Here is a 15,250-nt window from a genome sequence, read left to right on the forward strand (position 1 = left end):
CGCCGCTTTGACCCCGTTGACGAAGGTTCCGTTGCTGCTGTTGGCGTCGCGGATCTCGGGGCCCGCCGGCGTCGGCGGTGCTGTCCGAGGGCGACGTGGTGACCATCGGGAACGTCGACCTGGTGTTCTCCGGCGGGATCCTGGTCCGCCGTCAGGAGGCGGCGGCGCGCACCGGCGGCCTGGAGGTGCGCGGCGTCGACTTCAGCGTCAACGGCAAGAATCTGCTCGAGAGGATCTCGTTGACCGCCCGCCCGGGCACGCTGACCGCCCTGATCGGCGGGTCGGGTGCGGGCAAGACCACGCTCTCGCGGCTGATCGCCGGGTACGCCACCCCGACCTCCGGGTTGGTCACGTTCGAGGGCCACAACATCCACACCGAGTACGCCTCGCTGCGGACCCGGATCGGGATGGTCCCGCAGGACGACGTCGTGCACCGTCAGCTCACGGTCAACCAGGCCCTCGGCTACGCGGCCGAGCTGCGGCTGCCGCCGGACACCACCAAGGCCGACCGCGAAGAGGTCGTCGCGCAGGTGCTCGACGAACTCGGGCTGACCCAGCACGCGGACACCCGGGTGGACAAGCTGTCCGGCGGGCAGCGCAAGCGCGCGTCGGTGGCGCTCGAGTTGCTCACCGGGCCGTCGCTGCTGATCCTCGACGAGCCGACCTCGGGCCTGGACCCCGCGCTCGACCTGCAGGTGATGACCATGCTGCGGCAGCTGGCCGACGCGGGCCGGGTGGTGTTGGTGGTCACCCACTCGCTGACCTACCTCGACGTGTGCGACCAGGTGCTGCTGATGGCCCCGGGCGGCAAGACGGCGTTCCTGGGTGCGCCGGGTGAGATCGGCGACGCCATGGGCACCACCAACTGGGCGCAGATCTTCGCCAAGGTGGGCGCCGACCCCGACGAGGCCAACCGCCGGTTTCTGGCCCGGAACGAACCGCCGCCCCCGCCGAAGGAGGCGCCGGCCGACCTCGGCGCCCCGCCGCGCACCAGCATGCGGCACCAGTTCTCCACAGTCGCCCGCCGCCAGGTGCGCCTGGTGGTCGCCGACCGCGCCTACTTCGTGTTCCTGGCGCTGCTGCCGTTCGTGATGGGCGCGCTGTCGCTGACCGTTCCCGGCCACACCGGTTTCGGGTACGCCGACCCGACGAGCGACTCGGCCGGCGAGGCCGGGACGATCCTGACGCTGCTCACCATGGCCGCGGCCTTCATGGGCACCGCGCTGACGATCCGCGACCTCATCGGCGAGCGCCCGATCTTCCGGCGCGAGCAGGCGGTCGGGCTGTCCACCACGGCCTACCTGCTGGCCAAGATCGCGGTGTTCTGCGTGTTCGCCGTCGTCCAGGCGGCGATCGCCACGGCCATCGTGGTGGTCGGCAAGGGCACGCCGACGCGCCCGGCCGTGCTGCTGGGTAACGCGACGCTCGAGCTGTTCGTCGCCGTCGCGGCGACCTGTGTGGCCGCGGCGATGCTGGGGCTGCTGCTGTCGGCGTTGGCGCGCTCCAACGAGCAGATCATGCCGCTGCTGGTGGTGTCGCTGATGGGCCAGATGGTGCTGTCCGGCGGGATGGTGCCGGTCACCAACCGGATCTTCCTCGACCAGCTGTCCTGGGTGGTGCCGTCGCGGTGGGGGTACGCGGCGCAGGCGTCGACGGTCGACCTGTGGACCGTGGCGCCCGGCCCGCAGAACCCGCGGGACAGCCACTTCCGGCACACGCCGTCCGCCTGGCTGTTCGACATGGGCATGCTCGCGGCGTTGTCGATCGCCTACACCGGCCTGGTGCGGTGGCGCATCCGGCTCAAGCACTGACCTCAGCCGTCGAGGGTCTCCCCCAGGCGCAGGCCGTGGGCCGCCGCGAAGGCCACCGCCTGGCCGACGTCGACGCGGGCGCCGGCCAGCGATGCGGTTCTCCACAACGAGGCATCCACGGCCGCCCCGCGCAGGTCGGCGTCGTCCAGCCGGGTGCCCGTCGTCCGGGCCCCGGACAGGTCGGCGCCGCGCAACACCGCCTTACGCAGGTCGGCCTCGACCAGGCTGGCCTCCCGCAGCCGGCTGCCGCTCAAGTCGACGCCGCGCAGGTCGTTGCCGCCCAGCACCGCCAGCGTGAAGTCGACCTCGTCGAAGGTGATCGGCCGCATCCGGCACTCGAGGAAGACCGAGCCCAGCATGCTGCACTGCGTGAACACGCTGTGCCACAACGAAGTCCGGTGAAACCTGCAATTGCGGAACGCCGACCCGCGGTGTTGCGACTCGGCCAGGTTGACGCCGCCGAAGTTGCACTCGTCGAACACCACCCGTTCGGTGTGCAGCCCGCCGAGGTCCTCGTCGGTGAAGTCGTGGCCTTGGAAGTGGCAATCGGTGGCGATCGACCCGCTTCGCAACTCCGTCAATTGGCCGTCAGGCTGGCCAGGGCGTATTCGCTGACCGCGATCAGCGCGTCGGTCGCCGACCGGCGATCGCGGGCGTCGACTGTGATCACCGGGATGTGCGCGGGTAAGGTCAGCGCCTCGCGCACCTCCGCGACGGGATAGCGAGGCGAACCGTCGAACTCGTTGACCGCGACCAGGAACGGCAGGTTGCGGTGCTCGAAGAAGTCGACCGCGGCAAAGCTGTCCTCCAGCCGCCGGCAGTCCACCAGGACGATCGCCCCGATGGCGCCGCGAACCAGGTCGTCCCACATGAACCAGAACCGCCGCTGGCCCGGCGTGCCGAACAGGTAGAGCACCAGGTCTTCGTCCAGGGTGATCCGGCCGAAGTCCATCGCGACCGTGGTGGTCCGCTTGTCCGGGGTGGCCTCCAGCGCGTCGACCGCGGTCGAGGCGTCGGTGAGCATCGCCTCGGTGCGCAACGGCATGATCTCCGACACCGCCCCGACGAACGTCGTCTTGCCGGCGCCGAATCCGCCCGCGATGACGATCTTGGTCGAGGCGTGGGCTCCGTCTTGTCCCACCTCGGGGGGCGCCTCAGAGTGCCTTAAGGCCACGCAGCGTCCTTCCTATCAGTTCGTGTCGCTCATCTCTGGTCGAACGCTCGGACAACGTCTTGTGCACCCGAAGGTAGCCGGACAACACCAGATCACCGACCAGGACGCGCGTGACGCCGAGCGGAAGATCCAGCCGGGCAGAGATTTCCGCGACCGACGGGCTGCCGACGCACAACTGGATGATCTTGCCTTTCGCGTCCTCGGGGAGCCACTTGTGAACCAGGCCGGCCTGCAGCGTCTGGATCGGCGCTTCCACGGGAAGGTCGACGTCGGTGCCGGTCCGCCCTGCCGTCAGGGTGTACGGCCGGACCAGATTCCCTCTACGTGCGGTCGGCCGGGGCTCGGGTTCCATCGCGGCTCACGAGACGCCGGACCGGCGGGTGGACTGCACCACGCCCCCGACCCGTTCTACCAGGATGGCCATCTCGTAGCCGATTTGACCGATGTCGCACGACGTCGCGGCCAGGGTGGCCAGATGCGAGCCGTCGCCCACGCGCATCAGCAGCAGGTAGCCGTGCTGCATCTCGACCACCGACTGCAGCACCTGGCCGCCCTCGAACAGCTGCGCGGCGCCGGTCGCGAGGCTGGCCAGGCCGGAGGCGACGGCGGCCAGCTGGTCGGCGCGCTCGCGCGGAAGATGCTCGCTGGCCGCGATGGGCAGCCCGTCGACGGAGACCAGCAGGGCGTGCGCCACGCCGGGGACCTCGCGGGCGAACCGCGTCACCAGCCAATCCAGTGAATTCCCGGGTGACGTCATTCTTGATCGGATCCTTGTTCACGGGCGTGCGACCGGCCGGTGCGCACCCCGCCGAAGTGGCTGCTGAACGACGCGCGAACCGCCTCGGGATCGCGCCCCGCGGCCGCGTGCTGGGGCTCCCGCACGGCGGACGGCTGGTCCTGCTGGGGCGCGTCGTTGCCGTTGGCCGCGCCGGGCACCAGCCGGGCGCCGGGAGTGCGGACCGGCAGGCCGTGCTCGGCGGTGCGCGACTCGACGGGCTTTTCCTCGGCCGCGGCGGCCAGGGTCCAGCCGCGGTCCCACACCGACTGCCAGTCCAGGTCGGGACTGTTGACCAGGTCGTGCGGATCGCCCAGCATCTCCGACAGCATCCGCCGGTAGATCACGTCGTCGTCGGCCGGGGTGGCCGCGCTGTGCGGGGCGGCCGGAATCGACGGACCGGGCCCGCTCGGGACCGGCGCGGCCGGCTTGTCGGCCTCCCGGGACCGCGCGGCGAAGAACGCCGACGTGTCCGACGCCGTCCGCGCGGGTTTGGGCTCCGGCTCCGCGGGGGCCACCGGGGTAGCCGGCTTGGGCGGGGTCCCGCTCTCCCACCACGGGGTGGGCAGCTCGCGCCGGGGCCGCGCGGGCTGCTGCTCGGCGGGTTGGGCCGGCACGTCGGTGATGCCGCTGGAACCGGGGTTGCGGCGCGGCAAGAGCGTGACCGGCGGCACGGAGCTGTCGTCGGCGGCGGTGCGGACCGCCGGCTCGGGCGCCCGTTCCTCGGCGACGTCCGGGGCGCTGGGTGCCGAGACGGCCCTGATCCGCGCGACGCGGACCGGCTGGCCGGGGCCCTCGAGGATGGCGGGCGGCAGGTAGATCTCGGCGGTGGTGCCGGGGCCCGCCTCGTTGGCCGCCGGGCCGCGCAGCCCGACCCGGATGCCGTGCCGGGCCGCGATCCGGCCGACCACGAACAGGCCCATGTGGCGGGCGTTGTCGGGGCTGACCTCGCCCCCGGCCTGCAGCCGCATGTTGGCGATGCGCCGATCGGTGTCGTTCATGCCCAGGCCGGAGTCGGCGATCCGCACCACGACCCCCCCGTCCCCGCCGCGGGCCGCCGAGACCCGCACGGGCGTCGAGGGCGGCGAATAGCGCAGGGCGTTGTCGATCAGCTCGGCGAACAGGTGAATCGCGCCACCCGCGGCCGCGCCGATCAGCGTGCTGTTGTCGGGCAGTCCCGCGATCTCGACGCGGCGGTAGTCCTCGACCTCGGACACCGCCGCGTTGAGCACCGTCGCCAGCGGCACCGGGTCACGCTGGTCGCGGGCGAGCTGCGCGCCGGCCAGCACCAGCAGGTTGGCGCTGTTGCGGCGCAGCCGGGCCGCGAGGTGGTCCAGCCGGAACAGGCTGTCCAGGCGTTCGGGGTCCTCCTCGTTGCGCTCGAGCCGGTCGATGAGCGACAGCTGCTGGTCGACCAGCGAGCGGCTGCGCCGCGACATGGTCTCGAACATGTCGTTGACCAGCAGCCGCAGCCGCGCCTCATCGCCGGCCAGCAGCAGGGCCTGGGTGTGCAGTTCGTCGACGGCGTGGGCGACCTGGCCGATCTCCTCGGTGGTGTACACGGGCAGCGGTTCCGGCGTCGGCTCGGCCCCGCCCGCCTTGACCCGCGCGATCTCCTCCTCGAGGTCGGTGTGGGCGACCTTGAGGGCGCCGTCACGCAGGACGCGCAGCGGCCGCACCAGGGCGCGCGCCACCAGCAGCACGACACCCAGCGCGATGACGATGGCGGTCAGCACCACGACGGTGTCGACGATGGCGGAGTTGCGCTTGTCGGCGGCCTGGGCGTGCACGGACTTGGTCACCGACGCGGTGGCGTCCTTGATGACCTGGTCGGCGATCTCGTCGGTGGTCTGGATCGAGCGCAGCAGGTCGGCGTTGTCGACGAGCACGCTGGCCGGGTCGGACATGATCGCCAGCCGGGTCACCAGCTGCTGCTGCAGCGTCTTGGCTTCGGGCGAACCGGCGCCGAGGACTTCGCTCATCCCGAACAGCGTCGACGGCTCGGTTCCGGCCAGGGTGATCATCGACGTCCGCAGCTGCGGTTCGGGCAGGTCGGCGCCGCGGGTGACGAGGACATTCTGCATCGTCATCTGCCCGCGGGCCCCGACCGCCCGGCTCAGCCCCTGGGTTTGGGCGCGGATCTTCTCGTCGTCGACCCGTACCGACGCGTTGATGACGTCCTCCGCGGTCAGCAGGATCGGGGCGTACAGGGTCACGCGTTCGCGCAAACCGAGGCCGTTGTCGGTCGCCTTGGTGACCAGCATCTGGCCGCCGTCGAGCAGGTTGTTCACTCCCGATCGGACTTCGGGGCTCACGTCGGTGTCGCGCAGCCGCGTGTCCAGTTCGTACTTGCGGGCCTCGAAGTTCTTCTTGGCCCCCTCGACGTCGCGCCCGGTGCTGCCCGCCACCAGGGCGACATCGAGGGCCGACATGTACTTGGTGATCACCGGCACCACGTCGGCGCGGGCCGCAGCCAGCCGCAGGGCACTCGAGTTCGCCATCGCGGCCTCGATGCGCAGCGCCCCGAACACCGTTGCCAGCAGCAGCGGGACGAGCACGATCGCCAGGACCTTCCACCCGACCGGCCAGTTGCTCAGCGACCAGGTCCGGGGGCGTTTGCCCGGCGCCGCGTCGGCGGCGCGGGGCGGTGCGGACTCGGGGGCGGCCGCCTCGGCCGGGTTGGCCGGGCGGGCGAACATGGTCACGTCGCCACGGCCGCGTGACCGGCCGCTGCGCTAATGGTCAGCGCTCGAGAAAACGAGAGGCTCATGAGACTTCCTGCTTAATCCACCCGTGCCACGCCAGATGGGCGCGAGCGCGTCAACGTGGCAATCCGACGAGTATGACAGCCCGCGGCCCGGGCCACCAGAATCCGTACTGAGCAGACAGGCCTCTCCAAGGTGGACCGGCGCGCGGACGCACGACTCTGGCAAACGCGCCCGTCAAGGTTTCAGGCCGGCCGCAGGACGGCGACGAGGAAATCGGAGTCATCGGTGAACGGTCGCAGGTCCCAGGTGGACAGCAGCAGATCGGGCGCGAACCCGGCCGAAGCCGCGTCGTCGAGGAACGTGGCGAACGCGTAGTCGCGGCCGGCGCCGAAGCCGATCGCCGCCCGACCGCCGTCGGCGAGGTGCGCGCGCAGCCGGCTCAGCACCCGGCCCCGCGTGCTCGGGGCCAGGAACGCCATGACGTTGCCGGCCGACACGATCACGTCGAACGGTTCGGGGATGCCGCGGGCGGGCAGGTCGAGCTCGGCGAGGTCGCCGACCAGCCAGCGCGGGCCGGGATGATCGTGCTCGGCCGCCTCGATCAGCGCCGGGTCGACGTCGACGCCGACGACGTGGTGTCCGGCGGCGGCCAGGTGCCCGCCCAGGCGGCCGGGGCCGCAGCCGGCGTCGAGAATGTGGGCGCCGCGGGGCGCCATCGCGTCCACGAAGCGGGCCTCGCCGGCCAGGTCGTCACCCGCGCGGGCCATCGCCCGGAACCGCTCGATGTACCAATGCGAATGTCCTGGATCGGCAGCGACTTTCTGCATCCAGAGGCTCTGCTCGACCATGCGACCATTATCGCGTTGTGTTCAAGCTGATGTTTTACTCCCCGCGCATTCCCCCGAACACGGGCAACGCCATCCGGACGGCGGCGGCCACTGGCTGCGAACTGCATCTGGTCGAGCCGCTGGGGTTCGACCTGTCCGAGCCCCAGCTCCGGCGGGCCGGGCTGGACTACCACGACCTGGCGTCGGTCACGGTCCACCCGTCGTTACCGGCCGCGTGGGACGCGCTGATGCCGGCGCGGGTGTTCGCGTTCACCGCGCAATCGACCACGCGGTTCTCCGACATCGGCTACCGCCCCGGCGACGTGTTGATGTTCGGGCCCGAGCCCGACGGGCTGGACGACGCGACGCTGGCCGACCCGCACGTCACCGAGCGGGTGCGCATCCCGATGCTGGCGGGCCGCCGCTCGTTGAACCTGTCGAACGCCGCGGCCGTCGCGGTCTACGAGGCCTGGCGGCAGCACGGCTATTCGGGCGCGGTGTAGCTACCAGGCGTTCCAGTGTGTGACCTGCTCGGCGGGCAGCCGCTTGGCGGGGCGGAAGTCGGTGCCCTTGGTGTAGGCGATCGGGAACAACCCGCCCTGGCTGTACTTGTCGTAGGGGATGCCCAGCACGTCGGCCACCTGCTGCTCGCCGTCGCGGAGCAGGTGCAGCGTCGTCCAGCACGAGCCCAGCCCGCGGGAGCGCAGCGCCAGGCAGAAACTCCAGACCGCCGGGAACAGCGAGGCCCAGAACGACACCCCACCCACGGGGCTCTGGTCGTCGCGGCCTTCGATGCACGGGATCAACAGCACCGGCGCCTCGTGCATGTGCTCGGCGAGGTAGGTCGCGGAGTCGCGCACCTTGCCCATCCGCTCGCCGCGGGTGTCCCCCTCGCCGTATTGCGGCGCCGGCGCGCTCAGGTAGTCGCGGGCGTTGGCCAGGTACACGTCGGCGATCGCCTTCTTCTTCTCGGCGTCCTCGACGAACACCCATTGCCAGCCTTGCGAATTGGAGCCCGTGGGCGCCTGCAGCCCGAGTTCGAGGCATTCCATCAACACCTCGCGTCCGACCGGCTTGTCGAAGTCCAGGCGTTTGCGGACCGAGCGGGTGGTGGTGAGGACTTCGTCGACGGACAAGTTGAGGGTCATGCTTGGAGACTACCGAGGCGGTTGATGGCCGCCCCTACGGCGTCTCAGGCACCGAGCGTGCATCCTCGGTGAAAATTCGGCCAAAATTGCGCAGTCAGTGCACGTTCGACGCGGAAGCGCCGTCGTCTCGTCGCGCTCGGTCGGGTCAGGGCGGGGGCGGCGGGGTTGGCTGGTCGGGCGGAATCGCCCCGCCGCAGCCACCGGGCGGTGGCGGACCCGGGAGGGGTTCGTCGCCACCGACGCAGTCGTAGTAGAACTGGGGGCCGACGATCCAGGTCTTCATCCACTGGTGCCAAAACGACCCGTCGGGGTACTTCTCGCCGTCGCACACGGCCAAATTGCCGTAACCCCATCGACCGCCCGGGCAGTAGCCCTTCGTCATGTCGGGCTGGTGCGGGTCGGGCGGATCGGCGCTGGCAACCGCGATTGGAAGAACAAGCGCCGCAGCACAACCCAGCATCGCAGCGCCAAGGCGACTACGGTTGAGTGTCATTTCGACTCCCTAATCTGGATAAGCCGCAGCGATGAGGCGATAGTTTACGGCGCATGCGGATGGGCGATGTCGATTTCTAGCGAAAGTCGCGGGACTTCGACCCGACGGCCAGGGTGATGCGGCCCAGCCGCTCGGCGACGACGGTGACAGCGCCGCTGGCGTTTTGGACCTGGCCGCGCACCAGCATCGCCGGCGCGCTGTTGGCCAGCTTGCGGTGCCGCGCCCACACCGCAGGCGTGCAGAGCACGTTGACCATTCCCGTCTCATCCTCGAGGTTGAGAAACGTCACCCCCTGGGCCGTCCCGGGCCGCTGCCGGTGGGTCACCGCGCCGGCGATCAGCACGCGGTCACCGTCGGGCACGTCCAGCAGCCTCTCGGCGGGCACCACGCCCATCGCGTCCAGGTCGGCCCGCAGGAACTGCGTCGGGTAGCTGTCCGGGGAGACGCCGGTGGCCCACACGTCGGCGGCGGCCAGCTCCAGCTCGCTCATCCCGGGCAGCGCAGGGACGTGCGAGGACGAGCCCACGCCGGGCAACCGGTCCGGCCGTTGGGTGGCCGCGGCCCCGGCCGCCCACAGCGCCTCGCGCCGCGACATGGAAAAGCAGCCCAGCGCGCCGGCCGTCGCCAGCGCCTCGGTCTGCGGCACGCTCAGTTGCAGCCGGGCCGTCAGGTCCAGCAGGGAAGCGAATGGGCCGTTGGCCTTTCGCTCCTGCACCAACCGCTCGGCGAGGTCGTCGCCGATGTAGCGCACGGCGCCCAGACCGAGCCGGACCTCGGTGCCCGCGTTCTCGAGCGTGGCGTGGGCCAGGCTGGCGTTGACGTCCGGGCCGTGCACCGTCACTGCGTGCCGGCGCGCGTCGGCCACCAGCGACTGCGGCGAATAGAAACCCATCGGCTGCGCGCGCAGCAGAGCCGCGCAGAACGCCGCCGGGTGGTGCAGCTTGAACCACGACGAGTAGAACACCAGCGACGCGAAACTCAGCGCGTGACTTTCCGGGAAGCCGAAATTGGCGAAGGCTTCCAGCTTTTCGTAGGTCCGGTCGATCACCTCATCGGGCGCGCCGTGCAGCGCGCGCATGCCGTCGTAGAACCGCCCGCGCAGCCGCCGCATGCGTTCGGTCGAACGCTTGGAGCCCATGGCGCGGCGCAGCTGGTCGGCCTCGGCGGCGGAAAACCCGGCGCAGTCGACCGCGAGTTGCATCAGCTGCTCCTGAAAGAGCGGCACCCCCAGCGTCTTTCGCAGTGCCGGCTCCATGGACGGGTGGTCGTAGACCACCGGGTCCAGCCCGTTGCGCCGCCGGATGTAGGGGTGCACCGACCCGCCCTGGATGGGCCCGGGACGGATCAGCGCGACCTCGACCACCAGGTCGTAGAAGATCCGCGGCTTCAGCCGCGGCAGGGTGGCCATCTGCGCGCGTGACTCGACCTGGAACACGCCGACGGAATCGGCGCGGGCCAGCATCTCGTACACCGCGGGTTCGGAGAGGTCGAGCCGGGCCAGGTCGACTTCGATCCCCTTGTGCTCGGCCACCAGGTCGATCGCGTAGTGCAGCGCGGACAGCATGCCCAGCCCGAGCAGGTCGAATTTCACCAAACCGATTGCCGCACAGTCGTCCTTGTCCCACTGCAACACGCTGCGGTTCTCCATGCGCGCCCACTCCACCGGGCACACGTCGGCGATCGGGCGGTCGCAGATCACCATGCCACCGGAGTGAATGCCCATGTGCCGAGGCAGGTTCCGGATCTGGTTGGCCAGCTCGACCACCGTCGGCGGGATGCCCTCTAGAACATCCGAGTCGGGCGAGGCAGGGTCCAGCCCGTCCCAGTGGCCGAGCTGCTTGCTCCAGGCGTCCTGCTGCCCCTGCGAGAAGCCCAGGGCGCGGGCCATGTCGCGCACCGCGATCCGGCCCCGGTAGGTGATGACGTTGGCGACCTGGGCGGCGTAGTCGCGGCCGTATTTGTCGTAGACGTACTGGATGACCTTTTCGCGCTGGTCGGACTCGATGTCCATGTCGATGTCGGGCGGCCCGTCGCGGGCGGGCGACAGGAAGCGCTCGAACAGCAACTCGTTGGCCACCGGGTCCACCGCGGTGACACCCAGGGCGTAACAGACCGCGGAGTTGGCCGCCGATCCCCTGCCCTGACACAGGATGTTGTTTTCCCGGCAAAACCGGGCGATGTCGTGGACCACCAGAAAGTAGCCCGGAAACCGCAGCTGTGCAATCACTTTAAGCTCGTGTTCGATCTGGGCGTACGCGCGCGGCGCGGCGTCGGGCAGCCCGTAGCGGTCACGCGCGCCCGTCATGGTCAGCTGCCGCAGCCAGCTGTCCTCGGTGTGCCCGCCGGGCACGTCGAAGGGCGGCAGCTGCGGGGCGATCAACGCCAGCCCGAACGCGCACTGTTCGCCGAGCTCGGCGGCGGCGCTCACCGCGTCGGGGCACCAGGCGAACAGCCGGGCCATCTCCTCGCCGGACCGCAGGTGCGAGCCCCCCAGCGGGGCCAGCCACCCGGCGGCGGCGTCCAGGGACTGCCGCGCCCGGATGGCGCCCATCGCCATGGCCAGCCGGCGCCGCGACGGGCCCGCGAAATGCGCCCCGGTGGTGGCGACGACGCCGACACCGAAGCGCGGCGCGATCCCGGCCAGCGCCGCGTTGCGCTCGTCGTCGAGGGGTTGACCGTGGTGGGTCAGCTCGATGCTGACCCTTTGCGAGCCGAACCGGTCCACCAGGTCGGCCAGCGCGCGGGCCGCCGCGTCCGGGCCGCCGTCGGAAAGGGCTTGGCGGACATGGCCTTTGCGGCATCCGGTCAGGATGTGCCAGTGCCCGCCGGCGGCCTCGGTCAGCGCGTCGATCCCGTAGCGCGGCTTGCCCTTCTCCCCGCCGGCCAGGTGCGCCGCGGCCAGCTGACGGGACAGCCGCCGGTAGCCTTCCGGGCCGCGGGCCAGCACCAGCAGGTGCGGGCCAGGCGGGTCGGGGGCCTCGGTGCGGGCTGTGGATCTTTGCGAGGGCCCCAACGACAGTTCCGCGCCGAACACGGTGCGCAGCTCGAGTTCGGCGGCCGCCTCGGCGAACCGCACCGCCCCGTACAGGCCGTCGTGGTCGGTCAGCGCCAGGGCGCGCAACCCCAGCCGGGCGGCCTCCTCCACCAGCTCCTCCGGCGTACCGGCCCCGTCGAGAAAGCTGAACGCCGAATGCGCGTGCAGCTCGGCATACGGAACGGAATGAGTGACGGACGAGCGGGCCGCCCGGGTACCGTCCGGCGGCCGGTACGTTCCGCGCTTGGGCGACAGGGGGGCATCCTCCCCTGGCGCCACCGGCACGCCGGCATGGCGCGGCTTGCCGTTGAGCACCCGCTCCATCTCCGCCCAGCTCGGCGGGCCATTAAACCAACCCACGGTTCGCAGTCTATCGAAAATATGTTCGAATTGCCTCTCGCCTGCGCCAACCGTTGTTAAACCGATCTTCAACTCCTAAACAAGGTCTTAACGCCGCGTGCCTACCGCGGAAGCGGGGCAGGGCAGACACTGGTAACCGGGCGAAATTTCCGGCGGGGGCGAGCATGGCGCAGGTGAGGGTATTGGATACGGCACTCCTGAAGGCTCAGGATCCCGACCAGCACGCCGGCCTGGCGATCGGCGCGGTGGCCATCGTCGATGGCGGCACACCCGATTACCGTCGCCTCGAATGCCTTCTGGCCGAACGCATTCGGTCAATACCCCGCTGCACGCAATTGCTGCGGCCCCACCCGGCGCGCCACGAGTGGGTCGACTGCCCGGGATTCGACCTCGGCCGCCACGTGCGCCGGGTGGCGATCCCCCGGCCGGGTGACGAGGCCGAGCTGGCCGCGGCCATCGCCCACGCCCTCGAGCGACCCCTACGCCCGGACCGTCCGCCCTGGGAATGCTGGGTGATAGAAGGCCTGAAGGGCAACCGCTGGGCGATCCTGATGAAGACCCATCACCGCCTGACGGACGGCAACTCGCCCGCGCAGCTGCTCACCCGGCTGTGCGACGACGCCGACGCCGCCGCCTTCGCCAACACCCCTGCCGCCGAACCCGTTTCGCGCACGCCACGGCGCCGAAACGACTCGCCCGACGCGCTGTGGCGGATGTCCTGGACCGCGACCGGCGCCGTCCTCGGCGCGGTCTGGCCCGCCTTGCGGACACACGACCGGGCCGCCGTCCTGCGGCGCTACGCCACGGTGCGCGTCCCGATCGCCGACGTCGACCGGGTCTGCCGCAGGTTCGGTGCCACCGTCAACGACGTCGCGCTCGCCGCGACCGCCGAGGGCTTCCGCACGGTCCTGCTCGGCCGCGGCGAGGAACCGCGGGCGGACTCGCTGCGCGCCCTGGTGCCGACGCCGGTCCGGTCACCGTACCTGCCCGTCGAACACGACGACCCGGTCCAGCGGTTGCGCACCGTGCAGACCCGCTGGGGCGCCGGGGGAACCGACCCCACACCGTCCGGCGGCATCGTCGAGGCGGCGCTCAACTGCCTGCCGAACATGGTGCGCGACGGCGTGATCCAACTGCTGTCGCGACTGCCGCAGCGTCCCATCGTGACGTTGACCACGAACGCGCCTGGGCCGCGGCACCGGCTGCGGCTGATGGGTCAGACGATGGAGCGCGTGCTGCCCATCCCGCCGACCGCCGTCGAGTTGAGCACCGGAGTCGCGGTGCTCAGCTACGGCGACGAACTCGTGTTCGGTATCACCGCCGAGCGCGGCGCCGCGTTCGACGTCAAGCAATTGGCCGCCGGCATCGAGCTCGGCATGGCACGCCTCGTCGCGCTCAGCCAGGACTCGGTCCTGCTGTTCGGCGATCGTCGCCGCAAGCGATCCCACCGCGCCTTCCCCGGCCGCACACCGGGGCCGCGCCCGCCTTTCCCGGGACAAGCGCGGCACTGACCGGCTCCCGGCCGGACCGATCCTCGTGAGAAGGTTGGGTCATGCCACAGTCGGGGTCGGTCGTCATCGACCCGCGTCGCCACGACGCGGTGCTGTTCGACGCGCCAGAGCCCGCGCTGGACGGCCGGTTGCATGAGATCGGCGTGGCCACCGCCGTTTTCTCCTCGGCCGAGGACCTGTCGAGGGCTGCCGACGACGTCGGCGCGCTCCCCGGGCGGGGCGTGGTCGTCACGACCGACGAAGCGGTCGTCAAGGCCGCGCGCGCCGGCGGGTTCGCGTTGGTCATCGGCGTCGGGCACGGTGACGCGCTGGCAGACGCCGGCGCGGATGCGGTCGTCGCCGACGCTCGCGAGGTCACGGTGCGCACCGGGGACCTCCGGATGTCGCGGCTGCCCGACGCGCTGACGGTGCTCGACGACCTGGCCGAGCGCAGGCCGGCGGTGTTCTTCGACTTCGACGGCACACTCTCCGACATCGTCAACGACCCCGACGCCGCCGTCCCGGTCGCGGGTGCCACCGAGGCGCTGCGGCAGCTGGCGGCGCGGTGCCCGGTCGCGGTGCTGTCGGGCCGCGATCTGGCCGATGTGACGAAACGTGTTGGCGTTCACGGGATTTGGTATGCCGGCAGCCATGGTTTCGAGCTGACCGCGCCCGACGGCGCGCACCACCAGAACGACGAGGCGGCGACGGCCGTCCCGGTGCTGGAACGCGCGGCCGCCCAGCTGCGCGAGCGGCTGGGCTCCATCCCCGGTGTGGTGGTGGAGCACAAGCGTTTTGGCGTCGCCGTGCACTACCGCAACGCCGCGCGGGACCGCGTCGGCGAGGTGGCTGCCGCCGTGCGCGCCGCGGGCCGGCGCGACGGCCTCCGGGTGACCACCGGACGCGAGGTCATCGAGCTGCGCCCGGACCTGGACTGGGACAAGGGAAAGACGTTGCGCTGGGTGCTCTCTCACCTGACCGAGGCCGAGTCCGGCGCCCTGACGCCGGTCTATCTCGGCGACGACATCACCGACGAGGACGCGTTCGACGCGGTCCGCGACGGCGGGGTGCCGATCCTGGTGCGGCACTACGACGACGGTGACCGCGCCACCGCGGCGCGGTTCGCCCTGGACAGCCCGGCGAAGGCCGGCGAGTTCACCGCCCGCCTGGCGGGCCGGCTGTCCGGCTAGGCCTGGACGTATTCCACCGCGCCGTCGTCGAGCGCCACGCGAGGTCCGGAACCCTCGGCGCCCGAGGCCTCGGTGCGAAAGACCGCCTTGCCCGGCTCGGTGCGCCAGATCAGCGTGGTCAGCGTCTCGCCGGGGAACACCGGCGAGGTGAACCGCGCGTCGATCGACGTGACGTTGGCCGCGACCCCGCCGCCGAGCTCGGCGACCAGCGCGCGGCCCGCCACCCCGTAGCTGCACAGC

13 protein-coding genes and 1 pseudogene are annotated in these 15,250 nt (G+C 71.2%); 4 read left to right on the plus strand and 10 right to left on the minus strand.

The annotated features are described in order from the left end of the window. Window positions 1-71: 71 nt before the first annotated feature. Window positions 72-1,811: pseudogene (locus A5713_RS25425) on the plus strand (ABC transporter ATP-binding protein/permease); the annotation flags it as partial. A gap of 2 nt (window positions 1,812-1,813) precedes the next feature. Here the strand turns inward: A5713_RS25425 and A5713_RS25430 are convergent. The 6 genes from A5713_RS25430 to A5713_RS25455 form a co-directional block, all read right to left on the minus strand. Continuing rightward, entirely contained in the window at window positions 1,814-2,368 is a 555-nt protein-coding gene (locus A5713_RS25430) for a pentapeptide repeat-containing protein (protein ID WP_068099057.1), read from the minus strand. 20 nt (window positions 2,369-2,388) lie between these two features. After that, the gene (locus A5713_RS25435; RefSeq protein WP_068099049.1) at window positions 2,389-2,985 is read right to left on the minus strand and encodes an ATP/GTP-binding protein; all 597 of its coding nucleotides are present in this window, start codon (window positions 2,983-2,985) and stop codon (window positions 2,389-2,391) included. Continuing rightward, entirely contained in the window at window positions 2,966-3,337 is a 372-nt protein-coding gene (locus A5713_RS25440; RefSeq protein ID WP_067922144.1) for a DUF742 domain-containing protein, read from the minus strand. Before A5713_RS25440 ends, A5713_RS25435 begins: the two co-directional genes overlap by 20 nt. 6 nt (window positions 3,338-3,343) lie before the next feature. Next, the gene (locus A5713_RS25445; protein ID WP_067922147.1) at window positions 3,344-3,742 is read right to left on the minus strand and encodes a serine protease inhibitor; all 399 of its coding nucleotides are present in this window, start codon (window positions 3,740-3,742) and stop codon (window positions 3,344-3,346) included. Beyond that, on the minus strand, window positions 3,739-6,459 hold the full coding sequence (locus A5713_RS25450; protein WP_068099058.1) for a sensor histidine kinase: 2,721 nt from the start codon (window positions 6,457-6,459) through the stop codon (window positions 3,739-3,741). The genes A5713_RS25445 and A5713_RS25450 overlap by 4 nt, the downstream gene beginning before the upstream one ends. A 251-nt stretch (window positions 6,460-6,710) precedes the next feature. Further along, entirely contained in the window at window positions 6,711-7,316 is a 606-nt protein-coding gene (locus A5713_RS25455) for a bifunctional 2-polyprenyl-6-hydroxyphenol methylase/3-demethylubiquinol 3-O-methyltransferase UbiG (protein WP_068099050.1), read from the minus strand. Window positions 7,317-7,333: 17 nt separating this feature from the next. On the opposite strand from A5713_RS25455, the gene A5713_RS25460 reads away from it, so the two are divergent. Then, window positions 7,334-7,798, plus strand: coding sequence for a tRNA (cytidine(34)-2'-O)-methyltransferase (locus A5713_RS25460; protein ID WP_067922156.1), 465 nt, complete (start codon window positions 7,334-7,336; stop codon window positions 7,796-7,798). Here A5713_RS25460 and A5713_RS25465 read toward each other — a convergent pair whose 3' ends face one another. The 3 genes from A5713_RS25465 to A5713_RS25475 form a co-directional block, all read right to left on the minus strand. Further along, entirely contained in the window at window positions 7,799-8,443 is a 645-nt protein-coding gene (locus A5713_RS25465; RefSeq protein WP_068099051.1) for a nitroreductase family protein, read from the minus strand. It lies immediately after the preceding gene. 145 nt (window positions 8,444-8,588) lie between these two features. Further along, on the minus strand, window positions 8,589-8,936 hold the full coding sequence (locus A5713_RS25470; RefSeq protein WP_068099052.1) for a hypothetical protein: 348 nt from the start codon (window positions 8,934-8,936) through the stop codon (window positions 8,589-8,591). 76 nt (window positions 8,937-9,012) lie between these two features. Beyond that, window positions 9,013-12,330 (minus strand): error-prone DNA polymerase, encoded by a 3,318-nt coding sequence (locus tag A5713_RS25475; protein ID WP_068099053.1) that lies wholly within the window; start codon window positions 12,328-12,330, stop codon window positions 9,013-9,015. A gap of 164 nt (window positions 12,331-12,494) precedes the next feature. Here A5713_RS25475 and A5713_RS25480 point away from each other — a divergent pair, with 164 nt between their 5' ends. Both A5713_RS25480 and otsB read left to right on the plus strand, forming a co-directional pair. Next, a complete protein-coding gene (locus tag A5713_RS25480; protein ID WP_068099054.1) occupies window positions 12,495-13,841 on the plus strand; it encodes a wax ester/triacylglycerol synthase domain-containing protein in 1,347 nt (448 codons plus the stop codon). Between the two features lie 41 nt (window positions 13,842-13,882). Then, entirely contained in the window at window positions 13,883-15,010 is a 1,128-nt protein-coding gene (gene otsB / locus A5713_RS25485; protein ID WP_068099055.1) for a trehalose-phosphatase, read from the plus strand. Here otsB and A5713_RS25490 read toward each other — a convergent pair. Continuing rightward, on the minus strand, window positions 15,007-15,250 hold a 244-nt coding region (locus tag A5713_RS25490), incomplete at its 5' end, for a MaoC/PaaZ C-terminal domain-containing protein (protein ID WP_255398465.1). The two genes, otsB and A5713_RS25490, sit on opposite strands and share 4 nt — an antisense overlap.

The sequence above is a fragment of the Mycobacterium sp. E2497 genome (assembly GCF_001668695.1).
GTDB lineage: Bacteria > Actinomycetota > Actinomycetes > Mycobacteriales > Mycobacteriaceae > Mycobacterium.